The organism is Timaviella obliquedivisa GSE-PSE-MK23-08B (assembly GCA_019358855.1).
GTDB classification, from domain to species: Bacteria; Cyanobacteriota; Cyanobacteriia; order Elainellales; family Elainellaceae; genus Timaviella; species Timaviella obliquedivisa.
Genome location: JAHHII010000005.1, coordinates 45,682 through 68,660, shown reverse-complemented (window position 1 = coordinate 68,660; position 22,979 = coordinate 45,682). Strand labels below are relative to the sequence as shown.

The window sequence follows — 22,979 nt, the reverse complement described above, 5'->3', positions numbered from 1 at the left end:
ACAAAGATGAACTACCCTCTCATTAAGTTAAGGACTAGAAAATCAGCTTATGCCAGACCCTTAAATAGCTCCATCAGAAAAATGTAAGTTATTTATCAGTCAGAGTGTGCCATAGCTCCTTAAGCAAGCGCTTCACTTCTTTCTCTTTTCGAGCCACAGCCGTCCCTGCCTGCCCTAGTTTTGTCTCAAACTCAGCTTGTTTCTGCTGCACTAAACCCGACTCAAGGTCATCGGCTTGAGTTTTTGCAGTATCGTGCCAAACTTTAGCATTGTCTAAGTGATGCTTTACTTCATCGTAGCGATCGCCATATCGTAGTGCCAGATTTGCCTTAACAATTGCTAACTGAGTTTGCAACTGACCATAGCGTTTCTTTAATAGAGAGGCTTCTTCAGTATTTTTGAGTCGATCTACCATGGTGGATAATAGCTCCTTAATTTCTGAAGAATCGTTTGCACTAGCCGACTCAAGTTCGCTAACAGCAACGTTCATTGTTTCATCCAAATCTCGTTCTTCTTGTTCCATACGAGTTTGTAACTGTTGAATTTCCCGTTCAGTCCGACTTATTGCATCTTGTTTAGAACGACTAAGACCCTCAAGCAACCCTTCTACTGAGGCAACAGCTTCATCTTTAGTATGCTTGCCCCGTTCACCCAAGCTTTCTACTAGTGCAGCGATCGCATCTCGTACAATCAGCCGAATCTCACCAGATCCTCCCTGTATTTCGTCTACAGCTTGGGAGACTGCGCTTTTAATAATGTCCTGTAAGCGCTCTACTCGGACTTGCCCCTCAACTTTCGCTTGTTCTAAGTCAGCTTTGACACGCTCTTTTATAGAATTAGACATATCATTTCTCATGATTAAGGCGTTAAAGATATATCCTAAGCATTTACATACTTCAACTCCATCCATCCAGAGAGATAACTTTACAGCAATCTCTTGGTGCCAAACTAAATTATTAAACTTAGTGGCTTACCCTTTGAGAATAGCGATTAGAACAGTTTAGTTGAGTGGTAACACAGTCAAAAATCTCATCAAATTCCTCTCTCTAAGAAAAGGGATTTTACAGGAATTTATCCTTTCATTCCGCCGTGCTCACACCAACCTAAGTAGCATCATTTGTTTGACGTTCGTACCAGTTCATTAAAGATGTAGCAGTAATACCATGCAGTACCACTGAAATGACGATCGTCATGAAAGTAATCCAAGCAATTTGCTCCCCTAGTTCATCTTTTAAACCTTCTCCTAAAGCATAGGATAGGTAGTAAATAGAACCGACCCCTCGGATACCAAACCAACCCCAAAGTAGACGCACCGGAGTAGGCTGACCGATTGTACTGACCCACACTCCTAATGGACGAATTACAAAAAGCAAGAGCCCAGCCATAGTTAAAGCAGGAACCAAAAAGCGTTGTATGGGTTCTATGAGCAGCAACGCTCCTAGAAGGAGAATAGTCCCAACCTCAAAGAGCTTTTCAATTCTTTCCATAAACTCTAACTGAGAGAGGCGCTTTTCCGGGTCACGATAGCTCCGCTGAGTAATAATACCTGCTACAAAAACTGCCAAAAATCCATAACCATTTATAATCTCAGCAATTGAGTAGGTTATAAAAACAATTCCAATTGCTACAAAATCTTCCATGAGAGCGTCAGCTGGGCGAATGCGTTGAAGCCGTTTATCAATCCAGACAATGCCTTTCGGAACCACCACTCCTATTATCAAACCAGCAGCGATCGCCCAAAATAGATCAATCAACACCCATTCTGAAATCCAATTTTGCCAATTGCTGTCATTAATCCACCGTAATCCAAAATAAACAAAAGGAAATGCCAACGCATCATTCAATCCGCCCTCCGACGTTAAACCAAACCGCAGTTCGTCGCGATCGGTAGGGTCAGAAAGTTGAACTTCTGAAGCGAGTACTGGGTCAGTAGGAGCAAGAATTGCGCCTAATAAAATAGAAGCTCCCCAGTTCAATCCTAAGAGCCAATGCCCTACAGCCGCAGCCGCAAAAATTGAAATGGGCATCACCCCTCCAATTAACTGAAGCGTTGACTTCCAAGTCCTTAACTTGAAACGCCGATTCATCTTTAATCCACAGCTGAATAGAGAGATCAGCACCACAAACTCAGTTAACCGTTGTAAAAATTCTGCACCTGGACGTAACTGAATTAAATTAAACCCATAAGGTCCTAAAGCAATACCTACGCACAAATAAATCAAGGCATAAGAAAAGGGTAAGCGTCCAATCCAGCCGGAGCCTAGAGTTACAAATAGTAGCAGAAGCCCGATGACTAACAGGTCAAGAATGTAAACGTCCATAATAGATATTGAGTAATAATCTAGTTAAAGTTTGGCTTTTACCGACTTAATATATAACCTCTCTCCCAAAGGAAAGAGGCTTAAAGAAAAGTATACTGATATCACTCGATAACCTTAGAAGATGTCTGAGAAGTCTAAATTGTTATCCGATCCGCCCCCTAAATCCCCCATTCTGGGCGACTTTGAAGGAGGACTGGTGCGGAAGTCCCCCAGAATGGGGGGTTGGGAGGCGAGTGTAAAAATCCTTGAGACTTCTCAGACATCCTCCTAGAAATCACGACGCTAAATCAGCAGAATATCCAAGTAGCATGTATCGCTCTTCCGACCAATTCAGCATTCGTTCGGATTGGAATTTTTGGAGCAAGCGAGTCACTGTAACTCGAGTTGAACCAATAACTTCCGCAATTTCTTGATGAGTCAAACGGACCTTGATAATTTGCCCATCATTTGTATCCTGTCCAAACTTGTTAGCAAACCAAAATAAGAATTTCAGCAACCGCTGCTCAACAGAATTGCTGTGCATCATTCTTAAGAGCTCCTCCATTTGCTGAATATGAGAAATCATCGCGTCTAGAGGGTAGGGCAACCCATTAGACAAAATGCGAACAGTTACATCTGTCAAGCAGTCAATTTGGTAAGGAGCAATCTGAGACAAAGGTAATCCAATAATGTCCTCAGAACCCCAGAAGCCTAGGGGAACTATTGCTGCATCTGTTCCCCATGTGGCAGTCCGCACAACACCACTTTCAATTTGCCACAAGGTGTTTTGATTAAGAGGAATACTTTCTCGACGCTGGAAATGCTGTAACGTCTTAGGCAAAGATTTTTCAAAGGGAGCGCTATCTTTAACTGAGTATTCACTTAAGGTCATTGTCATAAAGATACAGTCTTTGTGAAATTAATCGATTTTCATTAAATTCAAAAGAGTCGCTAACCTGGCTTTTTAGCAATACTGTTAGGTCTTATTTAGTTAACCAGAGCCAAAGTTCTAAGTCCATCTACCCCCAGATATAACCATAGTTCAGGAGCAGATGTATTATATCTCTCAAGTCTTGGGTTATTTAACTAATCCGGCTCGAAGCGCCCGGACGGCTGCCTGTGTTCTATCATCAACACACATTTTATTAAGGATGTTGCGAACATGAGTTTTGACAGTTCCTACAGTTAAGTAAAGTCTCTTCCCGATCGCTTCATTGCTGCATCCTTCAACAATTAACCTCAATACGTCTAACTCTCGCACTGTTAAGGGAGAATTTTGTAAAAGATGCCCAAACTCAGGATCAATTGCCTCGATCGCTACACTCGGAACAGCTTCGGTTTCAGTAGAACGAGTTTGCTTAAGAATAACAGAAGCGATCGACGGATCAATCCAGTTATCACCCGCCGCCGTCACATGAATAGCACTAACTAGTTGTTCAGTGCTGGTATCCTTCATACAGTAAGAATCTGCACCTGCTGCGAACGCTGCTAAGACAGCCTCTTCGCTATCATGCATAGTCAGAATTAAAATCTTAGTTTCTGTTGTTTGAGTGGCTCGGAAACGTCGCGTCAGTTCAATTCCATCCATATCAGGCAGCCCGATATCCACAATAGCAACAGTAGGGCGAGAGATTTGCAGTAGCTGCAAACCCTTCGTTCCATTTTCAGCCTCACCCAGAATTTGAATATCAGGCTGCCGTTGTAAAGCTGCCTTCATGCCTATACGAGTCAGGTCATGATCTTCTACTAGCACAATCGTAATAAAATCTGTCGTGATATTGTCCATCACACACATCTCCGGAACATCATAAGGACAGTCATTTCTCTCATTCTGAGGCTCCGTTTAAGGCACGATGTTGTCAATAAGCTGAATTTTATCAACAAGACTACTCCTTGCGGCAGCGTACATATCATGGGGTAGAAATGAGATCAATTGTATCCTCCTTAAGGCAGATATACTTGGAAAGAAGTAATTAGAACAACTAAAAAGGGGACAGCAGGCTACTTCTGTCCCCTTTTTATTCTTTTCAATGGCTGTGGTTTTGAAAAGAGCACTAGGCAGTGACCTTCATTTTTGACCAAACACCATTTTCGTCCTCATCATAATGATCATGAATAGTTTGCCATGCCGTCTGCTCGGCTTGAGTCACATCATTCGATTTGTCAAAAGAGGCATTGTAAGACTCAATAAACGCAGCTTGAGCCTCTGGCGACAAGTGCGCCCGTACCTCAGGAGACAAATCTTCAGCACCTCCGCAACGTCCCTCACAGGCTCGGGGCAATGCTGAGTCTGCTAGATGCATTTCCTCACCACCAGCACTCTCAATGAGGAGTTGAAATTCGCCTGCTCTATCAGCAGGAACTTCTGCCATTAATACAAACTCTCCAGCTTGCAGACGCGTCTGATAAACCGTAGCTTTACTTTCAGGCATTCCTAGCGTGGTTAGCACTGATGCCAAACCGCCGCCCGCACTCCCAATAACTGCGCCACTTGCCGCTCCCAGCAACAGCGCCCCAATAGGCCCAGCCGCTACAATAGGCCCTACAAACGGGATAAAAAGCACACCAACGCCGCTCAATAAACTGAAGAAAGAGCCAAACAATGAGCCAAAAACCGCACCTGTGCGCAGACCTCCTAAAATCACATCTCGCTTGGAGATAAATCCTGAAATGCGAGTCTGAGACTCAAAGTTTCTGCCCATCACAGAAATATGTTCTCTGGAGACGCCACGTTCTAGTAGGCGGCGTACAACTCCATCAATCTGTTCCTCTTTCTGAAAAACAGCAGTGACAGTGCGTTCTGCCATATATGTTTCAACCACTACTCATACTCCTAGATTTTTTCTTTGTAATTGATCTCGAAACTAAACTCGAAGCTAGATCTGGACGGTGCACTAAGCTAGCAAGCTGTGAATCGATAGTGTTAAACCACAACTGTCAAACCCGAGGGAAATGACTTAATTACCTTGCTTCTCATTGGCAAGAAGCAAGGTAATTCTAACTATTGATGCCTCTAGAGATTGGTACCTATCCACGCCTTTCTAGAAGATAAAGAGCAAGAGAGCTAGACTCCAACTGCCTCTTTTTGGGACATCGTGGGGCGATCGCCACTGGGCTCAACTGCCTCACCTTCTAAGAAGGATCTAAGCATCCAAGCAATCTCTTCGTGCTGCTCCATTAGCCCAGTTAAGAAATCAGCAGTCCCTTCATCTGAATAATCCTCACTAGCTTTTGTAATGTGCTCACGCATATTACGAACCACTGATTCATGGTCTTCCAACAAGTTCTTAACCATGTTAGTAGCAGTGGGAACATCTCCTGAATGCTCCTTGATAGATGCAAGTTTCAAAAAGCCTTCCATAGTTCCAATAGGATAGCCGCCCAGGGTCCGGACGCGCTCGGCCATGGCATCAATGTTTGCGGTTAAGACTTCATAGTGTGTTTCCCAGAGCTTATGGAGAGTAATGAACTGAGGACCAACAACATCCCAGTGATATTTCTTAGTTTTTACCAAAAGCAAGTAAGCATCTGATACATCGCGATTAAGCAGATCAATAACTCCTTTACGTTGCTCTTCTGTCAAGCCAATGTTAATGCGTTGCATTGTTAAATCCTCTAAAAGTTACAGTGTACGAAAAACTGGTCTAGAACAATATCAGGACTGGTTAATTGACCTTGTCTTTAATGTTGCTCATAACATCTTCAATGGCGTTCTCAATTCCATGCCCTGAATCTGTAGCTTTGCCTTGAATCTTAGCAATGTTTTCTTCAGTGCGCCCGTCAACCTCAGTTTTCGTAGCTTCAATTCTCTTCGCTGAATTATCAAAGCTTCGTTTCGGTTGGTTAGTTACTGATTTGGCTTCTTCCGCTAGATTAGCAGAGTCAGAATCACCTAGGACAGACCTAGCCTTTCCGCTTAAGTCATCTTTGACTTTATCTTTCAGGCTTTCAAAAACATCAGGGCGATTAGCGATCGCGCTATCAAATTCATTTACTCTGCTTGCTTGCAACGGCTGTGCTAAAGATGCAGGGCTGTTGTCTAAGAAGATACCTAGCCATAGTACTAGCATGATTAGAAAACAACAAGAAACTGAAAGTAAACTGCGATTAGTTTGACTTAGAGGCTTCACAAACCTAGGTCGCATAAAAGAATTCCTATAGCTAAGCTGTGCAATTCTCTTATACAATGAATTGAGCAATGCTTAGATCTGCCTACGGGAGCAATAGTCACATATTGAATTCAGGCAACAATCATCCTAAAGGGATAGCCTGAGGAGCAATTTCTATGTTGTAGTTTGCTCTAATCAAGTGAACTAATCAGTTATTGTCAGTTATTGAAGCTTGTACCCCTCGTTGGATAGATTGTTCCATAAAGCAATCTACAACTTTTGTCGGAAGATAATGCTCAACTTTTAGATCTATTCTCTATGAGTAAAGTTAGATTAGAGGTTTTACAATGCGTCAGATTTTCTCCCAAGCGATCGGTAGTATCGCATTAAATATCAAAAATTTGTTTTCCACTCTCTTTTCTAAGAAAGCTGGAGTGGCGATCGCGGCTCTAGTTTTATTATTTGTGGGTACAGGGTGTAATCCTCCTGCGCCCAACGTAGTGGGTAATAGTGGTGATTACACTGAAAGAAAAGGACAACAGACGGAGTTATATGATGGTGTTCAGCCAGCTACTGGCAAAATGAATCAGCACAATGATGATTTTAGGTACGACGAGGGTGCGACCAAGGGTAAAGCAGACCGGATGATTCGGCAGGCAGATCGCAATCTCGACAAAACCAAAACTCCTAAAGATGCGTTAAACGAGTTTAAGAATGCAAATCCAGGTGGCAACATTCGTAAAAATACCGAAGCGGCAAAGAACACTTTAGATAAAGTGACCAGTGATGTTTCAGAAGGTACCAAAAGAGGAACTGAGAACTTAAAAGCTAATGCTAAGAAGGCTCAGGAGAACATCAAAGGATTTGGTAATGATGCAGCAGAGCAAGCTCAACAAGCTGGAGAAAACGCTCTGAAAACAACTCAGCGCGCGGTTGATAGTGCCACTGACCGGACTTAGCTTGTCAGCGGATTTTAGAAACTTGTAGAGTTACTTAGAGCAGCGCATTCTTTTCTTTCAAAAGGATGTGCTGCCTAAACCTTTTTTAATAGCACTACTCATTATTTGTATAAATCTACTCCTTTAGCTAGAAGACTTATCTATACAAAGTATTAATTATAGTAAACAGTAGCCGTGTGTAGTTAACGAATAGATCAATCTTGTAATGAAGAATTTTGTAAATCCTCATCAAAATACTATTGCGCAGTCTCTGGATTATCAGACCGCACAGCTTGCTTTAAGTACACTTCAAAAGGCTGGCTTTCCTTCAAAGCAATTTTCTGTTATCCCTGAGTCTCTTGATCCAAATTCTTCTATTAACGAAACTGAAGCAGCGAAGAATGCTGGCGTCGGCGCTTTAACAGGAACTGTATTGGGTGGATTAGTTGGGGGGCTTATTGCTCTTGCAGGCTCTTTCTCCAGTGGTTCAGATTTAGCTCCTCTTCATTTAACAGGTTTAGTATTAGCAGGCAATGGTGTAGGCGCTTTAGCAATCAGTATTTTAGGAGTATTTATAGGTATTAACGTTCAAAAAGATCAGACAGATCCTACTACTGCGATGCAGTACGTACTTGTTGCAGATGTCACACCAGATGAGTTAAAACAAGCTCAAATACTACTTCAAGAAAGTGGTATTTCAGTTACTCCTAATTAATTTGTTTAAGAAGTAGTGACACTAGCGAATTTAACTCCTTTTGCTTAATTGCTAGACTTAGGATGATTACAAGATGTTTGCCTGATAACTTGCAAAATCGTAGCGATCGCCTCTTTGAACCGTAATTACAGTCTTCACGCCACCACGACGCATAAAATCGCCAATTACTCGCAGCGACCGGGGCTGTACATCTTTAAAGAATTTATCGGCGATCGCATTTATAACACCCTCATGAGAGATTTTTTCATTGCGGAACGAGTTGATATATAGTTTTATCGCCTTTAATTCAACGGTAAATCTATGGGGGATATAATCAATCACAATTGTTCCAGAGTCAGGATAGCCAGACCGAGGACAAAGTGACGCAAACTCAGGATGTTCTAAGTGAATGAGATAAGGAATTAGGGATGGACTTTCCCATATTTCCAAAGGTTCGATCGCTGCATTAGCGATTGCGCTTGAGCCATAAGATTCAATCATTTTGAGCCTCTCTAAATTTCCAAATTGGGTCATCAACTTTAGCTTCCACAAATCCTTTGTCTCGAAGCAGGCAGGCAGCACAGTGTCCGCATCCTCCCTTAATACCTTGATAGCAGGTATGAGTAAGCTCAAACATTCTCTTGAATTCCTCAATGCCTAAAAAGCTTTGAGCCAGCTTGACGCTTTCTGCTTTCGTCAAAAACATAAGAGGCGTGAGAATTTTGAATTTACCTTTTCCCCCAAAATTGCCTAAACTTAAGGCATCTTCTAAAGAATCAATAAATACCCTACGGCAATCAGGATAACCTGAGTAATCGCATTCACAAACTCCGGTATAAATTGTGTTAATTCCTAACGCGATCGCTCGATTAGATGCAAGAGTTAAGAATAGAGCATTTCGAGAAGGAATAAACGTATTAGCAACACCCTCTGGAACGTCTTCCGATCTTTCAAAGACATCCACAGAATTGCTCGAAACTAAAGGCGAAGTGCTCTTTAAGACATTGCCTAATTTAATTACTTCATGGGATGTAACGCTCAATGCTTTCCCTACTGCAAGAGCGCTTTCAACCTCAATTTCATGCCGCTGTCCGTAGTGAATCGTCAGGGCATGAACTTCCTCATAATCAGCTTTAGCCTGGAGGGCAACGGTTGTAGAATCTTGTCCACCGCTTAGAAGAATAATGCATTGAGTGGGGATATTCACGGCTTAGTCCTGTAACAATAATGTGGTTACGCGATCGCGAGTCTCGGAAACTGAAACTTTAATTAGCCGGATTAAGGGATCAGCAATCACGATTCTAATGTCGGCAAAAAAAGAGCATAAAGCCTCAGTTGTTCCCGCTTCACATCCCGGCAGGTGGTTAACTGTTGGCGGGATTTTAGAAATTAAAGCCTCAAGTTTTTGCTGCATTTCGATCATATCTAAACCGTAGAGATCTCCTGAATTTTGTCGGGATTGAAAAGTTAGCCGAACCTCAAAAATATGCGAATGAAAGTCTTGCCACAGAGGAGGGTTGCTGTGAAACCTTTCAAAAGATGAGGCAATTTCGTACTCAAAGTTTAGCGATCGCATTTGACTGAGTAAATCACTATCTTGGGCATTAACGTTGCGATAGATCGCTTGCTGGACTGGTGCTAATGCTGTCGCGGTTCGTTCTAATCTTTGAGAGCGGCAATGATTCGAGTTCATGATCGTTTTTACAGGCTCCGATAACTGATTGATTTGATTGACCTGATTAGTTTTAGAGGTTGTCTGAGAAGTCTAGGTTGCTATCCAATCCGCCTCCTAAATCCCCCATTTTGGGGGACTTTGAAGAAGGAGTGGCTCGGAAGTCCCCCAGAATGGGGGGTTGGGGGGCGAGTGTAAGACTCTTTGATACTTCTCAGACATCCTCTTAGACTAGGGCAGATTTAGAAACTTATGGGTTTGCAAACTCAATTTATAGATTCGCCCATTATGCGATCGCTGTCTCTCTAAATCTTGCAGCAGTGAAACTGCGATCGCGCTGGTCACCGAAAGATTGTTCCACTCTGGCTGTAGATAGACCGGGGCTTGGCTAGCGGCTAAAGAGTTTTGATAAAACTCAAGTTCGGTGCCATCTTCAATGACTAGCTTAATTTCATCGGCTCGCTTCCAGTAGAACTCAAGGGATTTGTACTGAGGCGATCGGGCAACTTTATCTTTAGGCGAAAAGGTAATCCAGCAGTCTGCTAAATCTGGCGTAGAAATAGGGGCAATTCCTGCGGTTTCGATGTGAACAGTGAACCCAGCGGTTTGAAGCTCGTGGATTAAGAGGGCACAGTTTTTTTGCAGCAGCGGCTCTCCACCCGAAATCACAATCCGCTGAGGGGCATAGCTAGAAACTTGCTTAATAATGTCGGCGATCGCCATCCATTGATAGGGATTTTGCCGAGTTGTATCAGCAGATGCCGCCCAGCCCTGATCGCAGAAAGCGCAACCGACCGGACAACCATATAAGCGAACGAACGATACCGGAGATCCTGTGAATGCGCCTTCACCTTGTATCGTTTCAAAAATTTCCTCGACTAGCAAGGTTGTTGTTGCCGTCATTATCGTATCTGCATGGGATGTATCTGAGTTTGTATCTGGGTTTGGGGCGATCGCCGCAAATCTCAGTATATAACAATACTTTTGGATAGTTTTGGTAGAGCCACCCGTAGACAGATGCCGTCTATCCACTTCTACCCATGATCTATCTGTGGAAGTTTCGATCGCTGACTCAACCCTGGCTGGCTCTCCTGGGAAGGGCGGCGATCGTCTTAATTAGTTCATCCGGTTCGATTGGCTTGGACAAATGATATTGGAACCCCGCCTGTAAGGCTTGCTGTTGGTCAAAATCTCCGGCATAGGCTGTGAGGGCGATCGCCACGACCTGTCCGCCTTGTTCGGGTGGGCGAGTTCTAACCTGCCGAATTAGCATGTAACCATCCATGTCGGGCATTCCAATGTCGGTCAATAGTACATCCGGATTATACTGCTCAAGTTCTTGCAGCGCTTCCCAGGCAGAAGATAAGGTCATCACTTCAGCTTGCTCTTGCTCTAAAACAAAAGCCGTAAAGTTGCGCGAGTCTATCTCATCATCCACAACTAAGATTCGCAATCCTGCTAAAGACGAACCCTCAGAGGTCTGGCTTAAAGATTGATTTTCTTCCTGGCTCTTTTCTGGCTTTGCATTAAGCAGTGGCAGCCTCACAACAAATGTTGCCCCTTGATCTTCACCCGGACTCTCTACCCAAACTGTGCCACCATGCAATTCAACAATTTGCCGCACGATCGCCAACCCCAGCCCCAAGCCACCAAACTTGCGAGTGGTAGCGCTGTCGGCTTGACGAAAGTAATCAAAGACATAAGGCAAAAACTCAGCAGTAACACCTTTACCAGTATCGCTAACGGTCACTTGCGCCTGGTTCTCTACTTGTTCTAACTTAATGCTGACCTGGCCTCCCTGCGGTGTGAACTTAACTGCATTAGATAAAAGATTCCAAACGACTTGCTGTAATCGACCCGCATCTCCCAGAACTTGCCCAACATTAGGCTCGATCGTAGGTTGGATTTGAATCGCTTTGGCTTCTGCCGCTAACCGCACCGTTTCCAGTGCCGCTGGAATAATGAAGTTCCAGCTGATGGGACTAACCTTCAAGCTCAGTTTGCCTTGTAGAATTCGGGAAACGTCTAGCAGATCTTCAATTAACTGGGTTTGAAGTTGCGCATTGCGCTGGATTGTTTCTAATGCACGATTCACTGTAGCCTCATCATACTTTCGAGTTCGCAGGAGTTTTGACCAGCCCAAGATAGGGTTTAATGGAGTGCGCAACTCGTGGGATAAGACTGCCAAAAACTCATCCTTGATCCGGTTCGCATGGGAAAGTTGCTCTGCTTGTTGGCGTAACGAGGCGGTTAAATTAGCGCGATCGATCGCAACAGCAACCTGATCGGAAATGGCTTGCAGCAGAGATGCTTCCTCTGAAGTGAATTCTGTTCGAGTAAAGCTGCCGAATGCAAGAGTTCCTAAAAGTCGCCCTTGAACAATGAGAGGCTGGCTGGCATAAGCAGTCACCCCTATAGAGCGAAGAGTTTGAGCATTAGGCAGCGTCGATTGCTGCACATCGTTCAACAACATTTGGTGCTGTTGTTGAGCCACACATCCACAAATTCCTTCTCCTAAAGCAAGCTGCCTTAGCGGGTGTACTGTCACCTCAGAAAGCCCGTTAAATGAAACCAGTTGCAGCATTGAAGCAGGATGATCTTGCTCCATAAAGTATTGAACATAAAATTGCAGCCCCATTTGCACCGAGAGCTTGCTCAGCAGGCTGTTCATCAGTACTAAGGGCTGTTCGGCGGTTAGTAAATCGCTGGCAGTTTCGTACAGCAGTTGTAGCCTTTCACTGGCCTGCTTTTCCTTGGTCATGTCACGCAAGATTTTCATAAATCCCTGAACTTGCCCAGCTTCGTCTAGTAATGGCATTGATAATCCGTTTGCCCAGAAGCGACTCCCATCTCTGCGCTGGTGCCAACGTGCATCATCGGCTCCGCCCTCCTGTAAGGCATTCTGCATTTCTTGCTTTTCTAAACCCTGGGCAACGTCTTCAGGTGTGAAAAGAATTTGATAGTTTTGTCCGACGATTTCGGCTTCGCAATAGCCCAAAAGACGCTTCGCTCCAGCGTTCCAGTTAATTACATGACCTTCCATATCCATTGTAAAAATGGCGTACTCTTTAGCACTCTCCATCATTAGCCGGAACCGCGATTCACTGTCTCGCAAAGCTTCTTCTGCTTGTTGGCGATCGGTAACATCGGTGTTTGTGCCAAACCAGCTTTGAATGCGCCCTGTTTCATCTCGGATGGGTAACGCCCGAGACAAAAACCAGCGATAAATTCCATCTTTGCCTCGCAGTGGAAATGTATCTTCCCAGGGTTCACCGATTTCAAAGAAATGACGGAGCCGCTTAGTAACGCGATCGACATATTCTGGATGATGTACTTTTTGCCAACCCCAGCCTTGCACTTCCTCAAGAGTGGTTCCAGTATAGTCAAACCAGCGTTGGTTATACCAATAAACCCAGCCGCTGGCATCGGTCATCCACACTAGCTGAGAAATATTATCTGCCAGGGTTCGGAATCGCTCTTCACTTTCTCGCCGAGCTTCTTCCATTTGTTTGCGATCTTCAATGTCAATGCAAGAGCCGATATAGCCTAAAAATTCTTCCTCTGAAGTATATCGCGGCACAGATGCACTAAGAATCCAACGGTACACGCCATCAAAGCGCCTAAAGCGATACTCCATCTGAAACGGTTGCCGAGCATCAAAGGCAGTGACGTAGGTGTCTAAGCAATATCGAACATCGTCGGGATGCACGCCTTCTGCCCACCCATTGCCCATTTCTTGATCTAGGGTTCGTCCGGTAAAGTCTAGCCACGGCTGGTTGAAGTAGTGACAGAGTTTATCGGTTCCAGACATCCAGATCAGTACTGGAGCAGCATCTGCCATTTGCCGAAACCGGGCTTCACTTTCACGTAGGATAGCTTCAGCTTGTTTCCGCTCCTCTTCAATGCGCTTGCGATCGGTGATATCAATAGCCAGCATAGCAACGCCGTTACCAGAAGGATAAATGTGGCTTTCAAACCAGCGCTGCCAAGACGGATAGAAAAATTCAAGCTGAACCTGCGTCTGCTCTGCGACAGATCGATGGGCTTCTACATAGAGCGAAGTATCGATTATATCGGGGAATAATTCCCAAACACATTGGCCTAGTAAGTCTGCCCTGGGCATTCCGACAACTTCTACAACGCGATCGTTAACGTAGGTATAGCGCCATTCTTGATCTAGTACAAAAAACTGATCATTAATACCTGCTAAAACATCTTCTAAGCGTTCTCTCGCAGCTTGCGCTTCAATGTACAGAGCTTGCTCTCGTCGAGATGCTTCCTCCTGTGCAGCTTTAGCTTTTTTGCGTTCACTTAAATCCAATACAAAACCAGTCGCTGTATTTTCTTCTCCTATCACAGAACCAATGAGAACAGGCACGCGCGAACCATCTTTATAAATGTACTCCTGCTCAAAAGGCGCACAAACTCCAGTCGATCTGAGATCTTGCACGCACTGTTCGCTCACCTGCTGGTATTCTGGTGGTGTTATATCGCGCCAGCGCACTTGCCCCGATCGCAGATCTTCCTGCGTATAGCCTACTAGCTCAAGAAAGGCATTATTGGCTTCTAGAACCAAGCCATCTAAGTCAAAAACAGCCATCCCAATAATATTAGAGCCAGCTAAACTCCCAAATCTTGCTTCACTTTGGCGAAGCGCCTGAAGGCTATCTTTAGCTTTCCGTAATGCGTTTTTCCGCGACTGATTGAGCCAACTAATAATTGCCGCTACTACAACAAACGTACTGAGCCTAATCACAGATGCTGAATTGATAATATCTAGCGAATAATAGGGCTGAGTAAAGAAGTAGTTGACTACCAAAGTAGATAGAACGGTTGCTAGTAAGCCTTGTCGTAAGCCGCCCGCCCAAGCGCTGACCATCACTGCTAGAAAAAACAGTTGATGGGGACTAGGGGCAAGGAAAGGTCTTAGAATCAGGGTAAGTAGTATTGCCGAGCCAACAGCTAGCAGCGTTATGACATAGGGCAGTAGTTGAGTAATAACCTTGCTTTTACGGCTACTCATAAAGTCTAGTGCCCATGCTTTCACTCGATCGCTCACCCTTTTAACTCCTTTTCTAGACTCTCTTTGATGCGCCGCTCTTCGTAATTGCTTACTCTGTTTCAGAAAAACACTGACTTAGCAATAATTGACCGCGATCGCCAATTTGGTGCAAAAGTGCTTCAATCTTCTCCATTGCCAAAGGAGAAGGAGTTGCTCGCCCATTTTCCCAGCGATTGAGGGTTGGGAAGGTCACTCCCAGCCTGGCTGCCAGTTTTTCCTGAGTCAACTCCATTTCTTGGCGAAGGTGACGAATGAGTTTGCCAATTTCAGGTTGCTTTGCCCTCAGCGAGGGGTGCGATGTTTGCATGGTAATCACAAGTTATAAGGCACTTTATAAGTCTTAAGCGTGGTTTTTGCTGTGTCTATCTACCTTAAGACTGATATTGCGTGAGTCGTTGATAGGATTAGGGGCGTTGATGAATTGTAGTATGAAAATCCGGTTCCCCTGCCCTCTTAGGAAAGGGGCTAGGAGTTAGGTTGAGTTGGCAACGCAGCGAATAGACCTCTCCCCCAACCCCTCTCCTGAAGGAAACGGGCTTTGAGCAGATTCATACTTTCATTCAGCAATGCCGGATTGGGAAGGTTCGGAGAGCTTTAAGATAGGCTCTAACTCTCTCTACGCAAGGAAAAATGCTAAGAGAGATCAGCAGTATAAACTTGTAAGGCTGCCCTCTCAGTTTAGAGGAAAGAAATAGGACATGGTAAGTTAAGTTCTACACTGTCAACCCTCGAAAGACAGTATAAAATTTTCGTGACGTTTTCATATTTTGCCAGATGGCTCATTCACCTTCGGCTTCTCAATCACGCAGCGATCGCCAAGCTGCCGGAAAAGCCTTGCGCCAAGCTGTACCGCGATCGGCTCACCGAGAATGGCAAGTTTCCAGCGATCGGGCTGACCCAATTAGTCTCATAGAAAAATCTAACCAAGGACGGATCCCCAATTTGGTTCCCATTCGGCATTGGCGGATGATGCAATCTACTTTTACTTTCTTTCGAGGCAGTGCTGCTATCTTGGCAGCAGATTTGGCAACGACTCCTACGACACAAATTCAGGTGCAAGCCTGTGGAGATTGCCACCTTCTTAACTTTGGTGGCTTTGCTACGCCTGAACGCAATCTCATTTTTGATCTCAATGATTTTGACGAAACGCTAATTGCTCCCTGGGAATGGGATGTGAAACGACTTGTCACCAGCATTGTTCTGGCGGGTCGTGAACTGCGTCTTTCTGATCACGACTGCTGTGAAGCCGCATTAGCAGCCGCGCGCGCCTACCGACTGGCGATCGATCGCTATAGTCACCTACAAACCATAGAAGTTTGGTATGCCCGACTAGAAGCAGATTTGTTGATTGAAAATGCTCCTGAGGAAGACACACGCAGCCATTGGGTAAAAATGGCAAACAAAGCATTTACCCGCACTTTAGGACAAGCATTTCATCAACTGACTGAGGAAGTAAACGGGCAACGTCGCTTTGTGGATAACCCCCCTCTGCTTTATCATCTGCCTAACCAAGATGAGTACTTTGATGAAATTCAAGTCCTATTTGAGCAATATCGGGATACGCTTCAGGTCGATCGCCAGTTTCTGCTCGATCGGTACCGCTTAGTCGATGTCGCGTTAAAAGTAGTGGGTGTTGGTAGCGTCGGCACCCACTGTGGCGTTGCTCTACTGTTAGACAATAACAACGACCCCTTACTCCTTCAATACAAAGAAGCCAGACCATCCGTCTTAGAACCCTACGCAGGGAAAAGTCCCTATGCCCATGAGGGACAGCGCATTGTCAGCGGTCAACGCTTAATGCAAGCGGCTAGTGACATTTTTTTAGGATGGACAAGTAGTCCTGAGCGGCAAGACTTCTATTTCCGTCAACTCAAAGACATGAAGACTTCCATTAAGCTCAAAGGCATGTCTGCCCACAGATTAGAAGATTATGGAAAAATTTGCGGCTCCACATTAGCCCGTGCACACTCTCGCACTGGTGATCCGGCTTTAATCGGCGGCTACCTCGGTAAAACTGACGCATTCGATCAAGCTGTGACTGATTTTGCCGCGGCTTATGCCCATCAAGTTGAGCAAGATTATCGAGTGCTAAAGGAAGCCATACGATCTGGGCGATTAGAGACAAAAGAAGGCTAGCTCAGCTAGCACCTAACATCTATCTAATTCACTGCTCTATTCAATTACAAATGGCTTAACATCATGTTCCAACCACTGCTGCTGATGCCACTCTGCGACCAGTGGATGAACCACAAATTTAGGCGGGTCGCCTGCTTTAACATCAATGCGTAAAGCAGAATAGGGTCGCCGTTTTTGAGTACCATTGCCACTGCGACCAATAAACAAGTGAGAATTCGCAACAGGGCGATCGTCTCCATCTTGGATATCTTCCTCAAGCAACTGATGATCTCTGCCTACCTCATTGACTGATTCTCTTAGCTCTGTTCCTTCAGGTCTTTGCCGACGTAAGCTATAGCCACTACCGCCACAAATAATCCAATTAATATTTGAATCAGCGTGTCCTGTGTCCAAAGTTTTCAAATGCTCCAAACAATGGGCATGACCTGTTAAAACAAGATTTACTAAAGGACGACCCTGAGTCAAATCACCGATTTCCTTGGCAACTTCATCAAGCACATACCGTAAGCGATAACGTACTGCTAACGTTTGCGCTTGCTGCCACTTAGTTGCTTCGGTAACATAAGGAGGATGGTGAAAATAGAGAATTCTTCCACGTACATTATCGGTTTGCCACGAATCAATCAACCGTTGCTTAAGCCAGTCTAACTGCTCCCAATCAACCGTTACATTTTCGTTAGAAGCCAATTGTTTAATAATATCTACTTGAACTTCATCAATCTGCGAAAGCTTGACCCGGAGATCATCCAACTGGTCTGATTCTTCGGGGTTACTGGAGTTAAGAGTTGCCGTTTTTTCTAGTATCTGAAGCTTCTCTTGGTTTAGTAACTCACAGCGTTCCTCTAGGTGTTGCCGATAAGCTTTTCCTTCAGGAGTCGTTGGCAAAGGAGAAGGTGCATTGAATGTGTTAGAGTCAAGTGCAAAAAAATCGATACTGCCATAGCGAAAGGTATAGTACCGATTAGGTAACCGAGTGAACTGACCCGGTTGATAGTGTAAACAACGCCCATGATCAGCAGAGGCAGTATAATGCTGATCTAGGTGATGAGCTAGCTTTTCGGGCGATAGTGCTTTGAGATAGTCTAGGAAAGCACGGGCATAGGCATCGCCCTGCTTCGAACCTTGCCGCCCTACATCCAACTCTAAACGAGAACGAAGTAGAAACCGAGCAGGCGTTGCCAAGAGGGAAATCAAGCCAGAGAAAAAAGGCAAGTCATAATAATCATGATTGCCCAAGACTGGCAAAATTGGCAGAGAAAAAGTCATCTGATCATATGCAATGGTTTTACAGCGATCGCCTCCTACCAAAAACTCTCGGTAAGGCTCTATAAAATTATCCCTGTAATATTCACTAGAACCCACTAGGTAGATCACATCACCCGTGTGAAGCATGAACCGACATTCTGCATGGTGCGGCAGCATTAGCTCTGCAACTTTACGTTGAGGATGGTGACCTCTATGTGACCCTGAACCACTATCACCCACTACCAGAAAGGAAAACTGAGAGTCTTCTGCTTGACCATCACCCAGGACTAGAGAAGTTTGGTCTATCCCCCGTTCAACAATGGTTGGATCACGCCACTGCACTCGTTGTTCCATTTTATAAACTTTATCTGCGATCGCTGGATCAGAAATAAGTTTAAAGTCAAAGGAACGATTAATCCTCAGTTTCATGATGACGTATGGGATAAGTTAGAGAATTTCATATTGTCATAGAGCATTATATTGCAGCAAATAGAAAATCTCCACTACCGCACAGACAAAAGTCGGTTCAGTTAGGATAAAACCTAGAAATTGTAACCTGCTCCTAGGATCAAGCCAATTTCAGTATCGTCAAAGAAGGCAAAGTTAACCCCCGCTGTTGCGGTCACGCGAGATGCAACAGGTACGTCTACTCCAGCAGAAATCAAGGGTCGAACCAAACTATTACTGCCTGTAGAAATGGCGATACCACCCCCTACATAAGGAGCAGCCGCAAGGGTTACTTCACCTGCTTCAGCAACAGATGAGATTGGAAAATCTATTGTGACTGGAACTAATACGGTTGGATCATTACCGCCAATGACCACAGAAGGACGAGTAGACAAATTACGGGTCAGCCCAACCTTACTAATCACTGCAAAACCACTATCGCCTAACGTTGTATCTCCTCCTAGTCCAATGTTTCCGCCAATACCAATGTAGCTAGGTCCTGAACGAGTGCTGCGACCAGGAATGATAGGAGCTTGCGCAACTTGAATATCTTCTGTTTGAGCCTCTCCTGTAACAGATACAGCATCTTCACTGACTGTCTCTGGCAGAGACGCTGGCGAGGAGGAGGATTCAATCTCAAGAACAGGTAAAGCTTGAGACTGACTATTTCCTATGGAGTCCATCTCAGCAGAGAGCGAGTTTGTTTCAGCAGAGGCAGAGTTTGCAACCGCACCAAAGGCGATCGCAGACAACCCTATTAAAAGCATTTTGTACTGAGAAAATTTTCTATTCATTACATCATCCTCTACAGAAATAAACAATAAAGTCAATGAGAGCCAATAATGATTCAGTAAGTACGGAATTTAGCACCAAATTTGATTGCCATTTTCATCTAATCTAGCTTGCCGAATCATATCTGAAATAGCATCTGCATCCTTTACATGATGAAGTGCTTTTTGAGTTCCATCAGGGCAATTGAATACAAAGTAAGTCGGAACTACAATATATTCTCCAGTGATATCTGGCGCATGAACAGCGACTTGCTCTGACTTTTCTTGCAATGTCTTAGACTCGTCAATGCGATCGCCTGGGTTAATAGTAGGTTGCTGTCCCTCAGAGAATGCTTCGTGATGCTCTCTCTTCTGTTGAGGATCAACCTCTTGTGCAGACATAGGTTGGCTGACAACGCGATCGTTGGCTCCCATGCGTTTATCTTCTTCTTCACGTCTAACTGGAGAAAATGGTTCTTTACCCACAGTAACCTCCGGAAAATTAAGTGTTGCCTTAAGCTTTTGCCAAGCCGTCTGACGATGTTGCTGATTTGGCAACATGTTTTAAGTCATATTAATAATCTATGTAAAAATTTTTTCTTCTACCTCCTTCAAAGGAAGTACTTTAGACAATGCTTAAAGTTCTCCGTATATCACTCTTCTAGAACTTTAATAGGTGGCTGTTTTTCTCTTTTCCTATAAAAAATTAACCCCCTTCTTCCGAGAAACACTCTGTTAGACTAAAGACTCAAGCCTTCACTAGTCTTTAAGAGGAAGACTATAGGGATACTCTGTCAGAAAAGTTTTATATCTGCTGTAATGAAACGTTAGTAACATATAAGATTAAGATTTCGTAGAAAATTTTGTAACCTTCAAAGTCGTAGTCTAATGATTGTAAATAGAAAAGAAATTCTTCGAGTCATTCTTTCTGTCTCTTTAACCATAGTTGGCATCACTCACTTTATAAAGCCTGAACAATTCGCTAGGATCGTTCCACCACAGCTGCCTTCACCATTGGGGCTAGTTTATATTAGTGGTTTTTTTGAGATTTTAGGAGGACTGAGCTTACTAGTTCCTTCGGTCAGCGTAGCGGCTGCTTGGGGAATAATTGCCTTATTCATTGCTGTCTTTCCTGCCAACATTAATCAAGCCATAAATAGTATTTCTATTGAAGGAATTCCCGATTATCCCTGGCTTTATTGGTTAAGACTACCTTTTCAGGCAGTGCTAATTGCTTGGGCCTGGTGGTATACAAAGCCGTCCTTTAAGTCTTCCACTTCAAGAGAAGTCACTAAATAACTTAGAGGTTGTCTGAGAAGTCTAGATTGCGATTCAACCTGCCCTCTAAATCCCCCATTTTGGGGGACTTTCAAGAAGGAGTGGCTCGGAAGTCTCCCAAAATGGGGGGCTGGGGGGCGAGTGTAAGAATCTTTGATACTTCTCAGACATCCTCCTAGAACCTTTAGATTAACTGTTTGAAAACTAAAGATTGTAGCATCTCTAGGTCATTAGTAAGATATTACTATTCTAATCTTAGTAAGATATTACTATTCTAATCAAAGTTCCTCTTCTTTGAAGAAGGACTTTGAGCCACATTGTTTCTTTCTACTATAAGAAAGATAAATACATCTAAGCTTAGCAGCACTTCAATCTGCTACCTACAAAGCTGTAATTACTTTAATTAGCTCAGATGATAAGTCCGTCTTTCCAACAGTTTTTCGTTGAAATAAAACACCTGCTAAGAAATAAATATTAGACGAGTAAAATGCCTTCTTTTCTTCTCGCAGTTTGGTAATCCAATCTCTCACTTTAGGCTCTGAGCTATAGTAACCAAACTGCAATGGAGTGACCATGAAATCAATAACACTATATCCTTCATCGATCGCATGTTGAATAGTCTCAACAGGGTTAGAGTAAGCCGACACCATCAATAGAACAGTTTGACAGCCTACTGATAACAACTTGTTAGTAATAGTGGCACCATCTATTCCTCCATGGAGGGCAGGCATATAAATGGAATCATCAGGTGAAGGGATATAAGGAGGATTGGCAATTAAGTAATTTGCATTAATTGACTCATACCCTTCAAAAAAACACTGATTATGAATCTTGTATTTGTCGCTAAGCTGATACTGCTTAATCCTATTTTGAGCAACTGCATAGGCAGAACTACTAAGTTCATAACCGTAAATAGTTCCAGCAAATCTTGTCTTTAACAAACCGCTGATCACAGGAGTACCATCACCTGTTCCAAACTCAATGACCTGCTCAAAGGGTTCGCACCGATTAAATATCATTTTTTCAAGGCATTGAGAATAAAATTGTGATTCTTCAGGACAGAAGAACACATCATCAGGAGAATATGACTTAAGTTCGGGCGATCCTGTTCTAGATAGACTAGGTTTAGGCGAGTTGAGTTTCACTGTGTTCATGACTGCCTTCTTCATAAAACTTGATTTCTTGATAATTCAGCTGTTTGAATTGTGTTGATGATAGCTGCTCCCGCCCGATCGCCAATTAGCTTCTCTTGGTCATAGCCTAATACAAGCTCCCAAGCATTAGCGGGATACATCTTTGCCAATGGAAAAGCAACCTCTTGCAACATCCATTGTCCATGACGTTCATCCTCACGAATATGCAACTCCCAGTAGCCCATAGCAGCATCTGACAGCCCTAGCCTACCAGCAGCAGCCATATAATCTCGATAGATTGAGGGTCCTACAATCTCAAAATAAGTTAACCCACCGTTGTAGCGTAGGAAGTAGCGTTTACGTTCGGTCAACAGAAAGTTGTGATTAATGCCCGCTAGTAACTCCCATGGAGCCTGATCAAAATATGCTTCTGGCTCTGTGTTTAGACCTACTTCCTGCATCATCTGAGCAAAAAACGTGGAATGCTTACGGTTGAAGCGTCCGTTTCCATATTCCTCCATCAACACACGAATCAGCATTGCCTGGATTTCGTTGCTTGCGCCTCCTAAGATCCGAGACATTCGGCTCGCTTCAACTAGCCCATCTAAAGACACAATCGCCAAGAGCCAGCGATATCCTTCAAACGTTAAAGTTTCACACAAGTAGCGCTTGCTTTCTGTTACAGGCGGATTTAAATCTACTTCAGCGCGCGTTGTTAAAGCTTGCTCTACGTCCAACTCCTGATATTGCTGAATATCAAAGTGTGAAGTTTCCCAGTTTTGCCAAACTGTCTCAATGCGATCGCGTACCTGTTGCAAATAGTAAGACCGCTCGTTCTTATAGTGTTGTAGGTCATCATACCAAAACAGGTTCAAGCGATTAATTCGGTACAGAATACGCTGTAAAAACAAACAAGCAGCATCGTCTGCAACGTCGTTGTTACAAGCAGACTCAATTGCCTGTGTCAAACTTGACTCAAACTTTCTGACTAAGCTAGGCTGCTGGCTGATCTGCTGATCTAGATTATCTAGATTAAGCAATTGGATAAACTGTTGCTCTGCCTCAGCATAATCAGAAACGCTGCAATAGGTTGAGAACACGTCAGTAGTTCTTGAGAATTTAGACCTATTATCTACACTCGTAATCATAATGCAATAGTTAAACTCCAATTCAGACTTATACTCAGTTGTTCATA

22 protein-coding genes are annotated in these 22,979 nt (G+C 43.9%); 4 read left to right on the top strand and 18 right to left on the bottom strand.

Going from position 1 to position 22,979, the window contains the following annotated elements; genetic code table 11:
- Nucleotides 1–88: 88 nt before the first annotated feature.
- The 7 genes from KME11_10985 to KME11_10955 all read right to left on the bottom strand — a co-directional run bounded on the left by KME11_10985 (nucleotide 89) and on the right by KME11_10955 (nucleotide 6,487).
- The gene (locus tag KME11_10985) at nucleotides 89–844 is read right to left on the bottom strand and encodes a histidine kinase (protein MBW4515739.1); all 756 of its coding nucleotides are present in this window, start codon (nucleotides 842–844) and stop codon (nucleotides 89–91) included.
- Nucleotides 845–1,103: 259 nt separating this feature from the next.
- Nucleotides 1,104–2,321 carry a sodium:proton antiporter gene (locus KME11_10980; GenBank protein ID MBW4515738.1) on the bottom strand — a complete coding sequence of 406 codons (1,218 nt, stop codon included), beginning with the start codon at nucleotides 2,319–2,321 and terminating at the stop codon, nucleotides 1,104–1,106.
- Nucleotides 2,322–2,595: 274 nt separating this feature from the next.
- On the bottom strand, nucleotides 2,596–3,198 hold the full coding sequence (locus tag KME11_10975) for a Crp/Fnr family transcriptional regulator (protein MBW4515737.1): 603 nt from the start codon (nucleotides 3,196–3,198) through the stop codon (nucleotides 2,596–2,598).
- 180 nt (nucleotides 3,199–3,378) lie between these two features.
- Nucleotides 3,379–4,086, bottom strand: a complete 708-nt coding sequence (locus KME11_10970) for a response regulator transcription factor (protein ID MBW4515736.1) — start codon at nucleotides 4,084–4,086, stop codon at nucleotides 3,379–3,381.
- 268 nt (nucleotides 4,087–4,354) lie between these two features.
- Nucleotides 4,355–5,107: a ChaB family protein gene (locus KME11_10965; GenBank protein MBW4515735.1), complete on the bottom strand. Its 753-nt coding sequence runs from the start codon at nucleotides 5,105–5,107 to the stop codon at nucleotides 4,355–4,357.
- 257 nt (nucleotides 5,108–5,364) lie between these two features.
- Nucleotides 5,365–5,904: a DNA starvation/stationary phase protection protein gene (locus KME11_10960; GenBank protein MBW4515734.1), complete on the bottom strand. Its 540-nt coding sequence runs from the start codon at nucleotides 5,902–5,904 to the stop codon at nucleotides 5,365–5,367.
- 61 nt (nucleotides 5,905–5,965) lie between these two features.
- Nucleotides 5,966–6,487 carry a hypothetical protein gene (locus KME11_10955; GenBank protein MBW4515733.1) on the bottom strand — a complete coding sequence of 174 codons (522 nt, stop codon included), beginning with the start codon at nucleotides 6,485–6,487 and terminating at the stop codon, nucleotides 5,966–5,968.
- Between the two features lie 269 nt (nucleotides 6,488–6,756).
- Between KME11_10955 and KME11_10950 the strand changes: the two genes are divergently transcribed.
- Nucleotides 6,757–7,368, top strand: a complete 612-nt coding sequence (locus KME11_10950; GenBank protein ID MBW4515732.1) for a hypothetical protein — start codon at nucleotides 6,757–6,759, stop codon at nucleotides 7,366–7,368.
- A gap of 205 nt (nucleotides 7,369–7,573) precedes the next feature.
- Nucleotides 7,574–8,062, top strand: a complete 489-nt coding sequence (locus KME11_10945; protein MBW4515731.1) for a hypothetical protein — start codon at nucleotides 7,574–7,576, stop codon at nucleotides 8,060–8,062.
- 66 nt (nucleotides 8,063–8,128) lie between these two features.
- Here KME11_10945 and queF read toward each other — a convergent pair whose 3' ends face one another.
- The 6 genes from queF to KME11_10915 form a co-directional block, all read right to left on the bottom strand.
- A complete protein-coding gene (gene queF, locus KME11_10940) occupies nucleotides 8,129–8,542 on the bottom strand; it encodes a preQ(1) synthase (GenBank protein ID MBW4515730.1) in 414 nt (137 codons plus the stop codon).
- Nucleotides 8,535–9,242, bottom strand: coding sequence for a 7-cyano-7-deazaguanine synthase QueC (gene queC, locus KME11_10935; GenBank protein ID MBW4515729.1), 708 nt, complete (start codon nucleotides 9,240–9,242; stop codon nucleotides 8,535–8,537). The genes queF and queC overlap by 8 nt, the downstream gene beginning before the upstream one ends.
- Nucleotides 9,243–9,251: 9 nt before the next feature.
- Nucleotides 9,252–9,734 (bottom strand): hypothetical protein, encoded by a 483-nt coding sequence (locus KME11_10930; GenBank protein ID MBW4515728.1) that lies wholly within the window; start codon nucleotides 9,732–9,734, stop codon nucleotides 9,252–9,254.
- Nucleotides 9,735–9,944: 210 nt separating this feature from the next.
- The gene (locus tag KME11_10925) at nucleotides 9,945–10,745 is read right to left on the bottom strand and encodes a 7-carboxy-7-deazaguanine synthase QueE (GenBank protein MBW4515727.1); all 801 of its coding nucleotides are present in this window, start codon (nucleotides 10,743–10,745) and stop codon (nucleotides 9,945–9,947) included.
- Nucleotides 10,746–10,785: 40 nt separating this feature from the next.
- On the bottom strand, nucleotides 10,786–14,772 hold the full coding sequence (locus KME11_10920; protein ID MBW4515726.1) for a PAS domain S-box protein: 3,987 nt from the start codon (nucleotides 14,770–14,772) through the stop codon (nucleotides 10,786–10,788).
- A gap of 52 nt (nucleotides 14,773–14,824) precedes the next feature.
- On the bottom strand, nucleotides 14,825–15,082 hold the full coding sequence (locus KME11_10915; protein MBW4515725.1) for a helix-turn-helix domain-containing protein: 258 nt from the start codon (nucleotides 15,080–15,082) through the stop codon (nucleotides 14,825–14,827).
- A gap of 467 nt (nucleotides 15,083–15,549) precedes the next feature.
- Here KME11_10915 and KME11_10910 point away from each other — a divergent pair, with 467 nt between their 5' ends.
- Nucleotides 15,550–16,911 carry a DUF2252 domain-containing protein gene (locus tag KME11_10910; protein MBW4515724.1) on the top strand — a complete coding sequence of 454 codons (1,362 nt, stop codon included), beginning with the start codon at nucleotides 15,550–15,552 and terminating at the stop codon, nucleotides 16,909–16,911.
- Nucleotides 16,912–16,947: 36 nt separating this feature from the next.
- Here KME11_10910 and KME11_10905 read toward each other — a convergent pair whose 3' ends face one another.
- From KME11_10905 to KME11_10895, 3 genes are all read right to left on the bottom strand, one after another.
- On the bottom strand, nucleotides 16,948–18,585 hold the full coding sequence (locus KME11_10905; GenBank protein MBW4515723.1) for a metallophosphoesterase: 1,638 nt from the start codon (nucleotides 18,583–18,585) through the stop codon (nucleotides 16,948–16,950).
- A gap of 113 nt (nucleotides 18,586–18,698) precedes the next feature.
- Entirely contained in the window at nucleotides 18,699–19,397 is a 699-nt protein-coding gene (locus KME11_10900) for a hypothetical protein (GenBank protein MBW4515722.1), read from the bottom strand.
- 69 nt (nucleotides 19,398–19,466) lie between these two features.
- Nucleotides 19,467–19,808 carry a hypothetical protein gene (locus KME11_10895; protein MBW4515721.1) on the bottom strand — a complete coding sequence of 114 codons (342 nt, stop codon included), beginning with the start codon at nucleotides 19,806–19,808 and terminating at the stop codon, nucleotides 19,467–19,469.
- Nucleotides 19,809–20,261: 453 nt separating this feature from the next.
- Here KME11_10895 and KME11_10890 point away from each other — a divergent pair, with 453 nt between their 5' ends.
- Nucleotides 20,262–20,672 (top strand): DoxX family protein, encoded by a 411-nt coding sequence (locus KME11_10890; GenBank protein ID MBW4515720.1) that lies wholly within the window; start codon nucleotides 20,262–20,264, stop codon nucleotides 20,670–20,672.
- A gap of 359 nt (nucleotides 20,673–21,031) precedes the next feature.
- On the opposite strand, the gene KME11_10885 is transcribed toward KME11_10890, so the two are convergent.
- Nucleotides 21,032–21,721: an SAM-dependent methyltransferase gene (locus KME11_10885; GenBank protein ID MBW4515719.1), complete on the bottom strand. Its 690-nt coding sequence runs from the start codon at nucleotides 21,719–21,721 to the stop codon at nucleotides 21,032–21,034.
- A 95-nt stretch (nucleotides 21,722–21,816) separates the two neighbouring features.
- Nucleotides 21,817–22,932: an iron-containing redox enzyme family protein gene (locus tag KME11_10880; GenBank protein ID MBW4515718.1), complete on the bottom strand. Its 1,116-nt coding sequence runs from the start codon at nucleotides 22,930–22,932 to the stop codon at nucleotides 21,817–21,819.
- Nucleotides 22,933–22,979 lie beyond the last annotated feature (47 nt).

What these genes read in the sequence shown, in the direction of transcription:
- KME11_10960 (MBW4515734.1), bottom strand. Translation starts at nt 5,904, where the DNA reads ATGCAACGCATTAACATTGGCTTGACAGAAGAGCAACGTAAAGGAGTT.
- KME11_10890 (MBW4515720.1), top strand. Translation starts at nt 20,262, where the DNA reads ATGATTGTAAATAGAAAAGAAATTCTTCGAGTCATTCTTTCTGTCTCT.
- KME11_10880 (MBW4515718.1), bottom strand. Translation starts at nt 22,932, where the DNA reads ATGATTACGAGTGTAGATAATAGGTCTAAATTCTCAAGAACTACTGAC.
- KME11_10980 (MBW4515738.1), bottom strand. Translation starts at nt 2,321, where the DNA reads ATGGACGTTTACATTCTTGACCTGTTAGTCATCGGGCTTCTGCTACTA.
- KME11_10945 (MBW4515731.1), top strand. Translation starts at nt 7,574, where the DNA reads ATGAAGAATTTTGTAAATCCTCATCAAAATACTATTGCGCAGTCTCTG.
- KME11_10905 (MBW4515723.1), bottom strand. Translation starts at nt 18,585, where the DNA reads ATGAAACTGAGGATTAATCGTTCCTTTGACTTTAAACTTATTTCTGAT.
- KME11_10910 (MBW4515724.1), top strand. Translation starts at nt 15,550, where the DNA reads ATGGCTCATTCACCTTCGGCTTCTCAATCACGCAGCGATCGCCAAGCT.
- KME11_10950 (MBW4515732.1), top strand. Translation starts at nt 6,757, where the DNA reads ATGCGTCAGATTTTCTCCCAAGCGATCGGTAGTATCGCATTAAATATC.
- KME11_10895 (MBW4515721.1), bottom strand. Translation starts at nt 19,808, where the DNA reads ATGGGAGCCAACGATCGCGTTGTCAGCCAACCTATGTCTGCACAAGAG.
- KME11_10985 (MBW4515739.1), bottom strand. Translation starts at nt 844, where the DNA reads ATGTCTAATTCTATAAAAGAGCGTGTCAAAGCTGACTTAGAACAAGCG.
- KME11_10965 (MBW4515735.1), bottom strand. Translation starts at nt 5,107, where the DNA reads ATGGCAGAACGCACTGTCACTGCTGTTTTTCAGAAAGAGGAACAGATT.
- KME11_10970 (MBW4515736.1), bottom strand. Translation starts at nt 4,086, where the DNA reads ATGGACAATATCACGACAGATTTTATTACGATTGTGCTAGTAGAAGAT.
- KME11_10975 (MBW4515737.1), bottom strand. Translation starts at nt 3,198, where the DNA reads ATGACAATGACCTTAAGTGAATACTCAGTTAAAGATAGCGCTCCCTTT.
- queF (MBW4515730.1), bottom strand. Translation starts at nt 8,542, where the DNA reads ATGATTGAATCTTATGGCTCAAGCGCAATCGCTAATGCAGCGATCGAA.
- KME11_10930 (MBW4515728.1), bottom strand. Translation starts at nt 9,734, where the DNA reads ATGAACTCGAATCATTGCCGCTCTCAAAGATTAGAACGAACCGCGACA.
- KME11_10900 (MBW4515722.1), bottom strand. Translation starts at nt 19,397, where the DNA reads ATGAATAGAAAATTTTCTCAGTACAAAATGCTTTTAATAGGGTTGTCT.
- KME11_10915 (MBW4515725.1), bottom strand. Translation starts at nt 15,082, where the DNA reads ATGCAAACATCGCACCCCTCGCTGAGGGCAAAGCAACCTGAAATTGGC.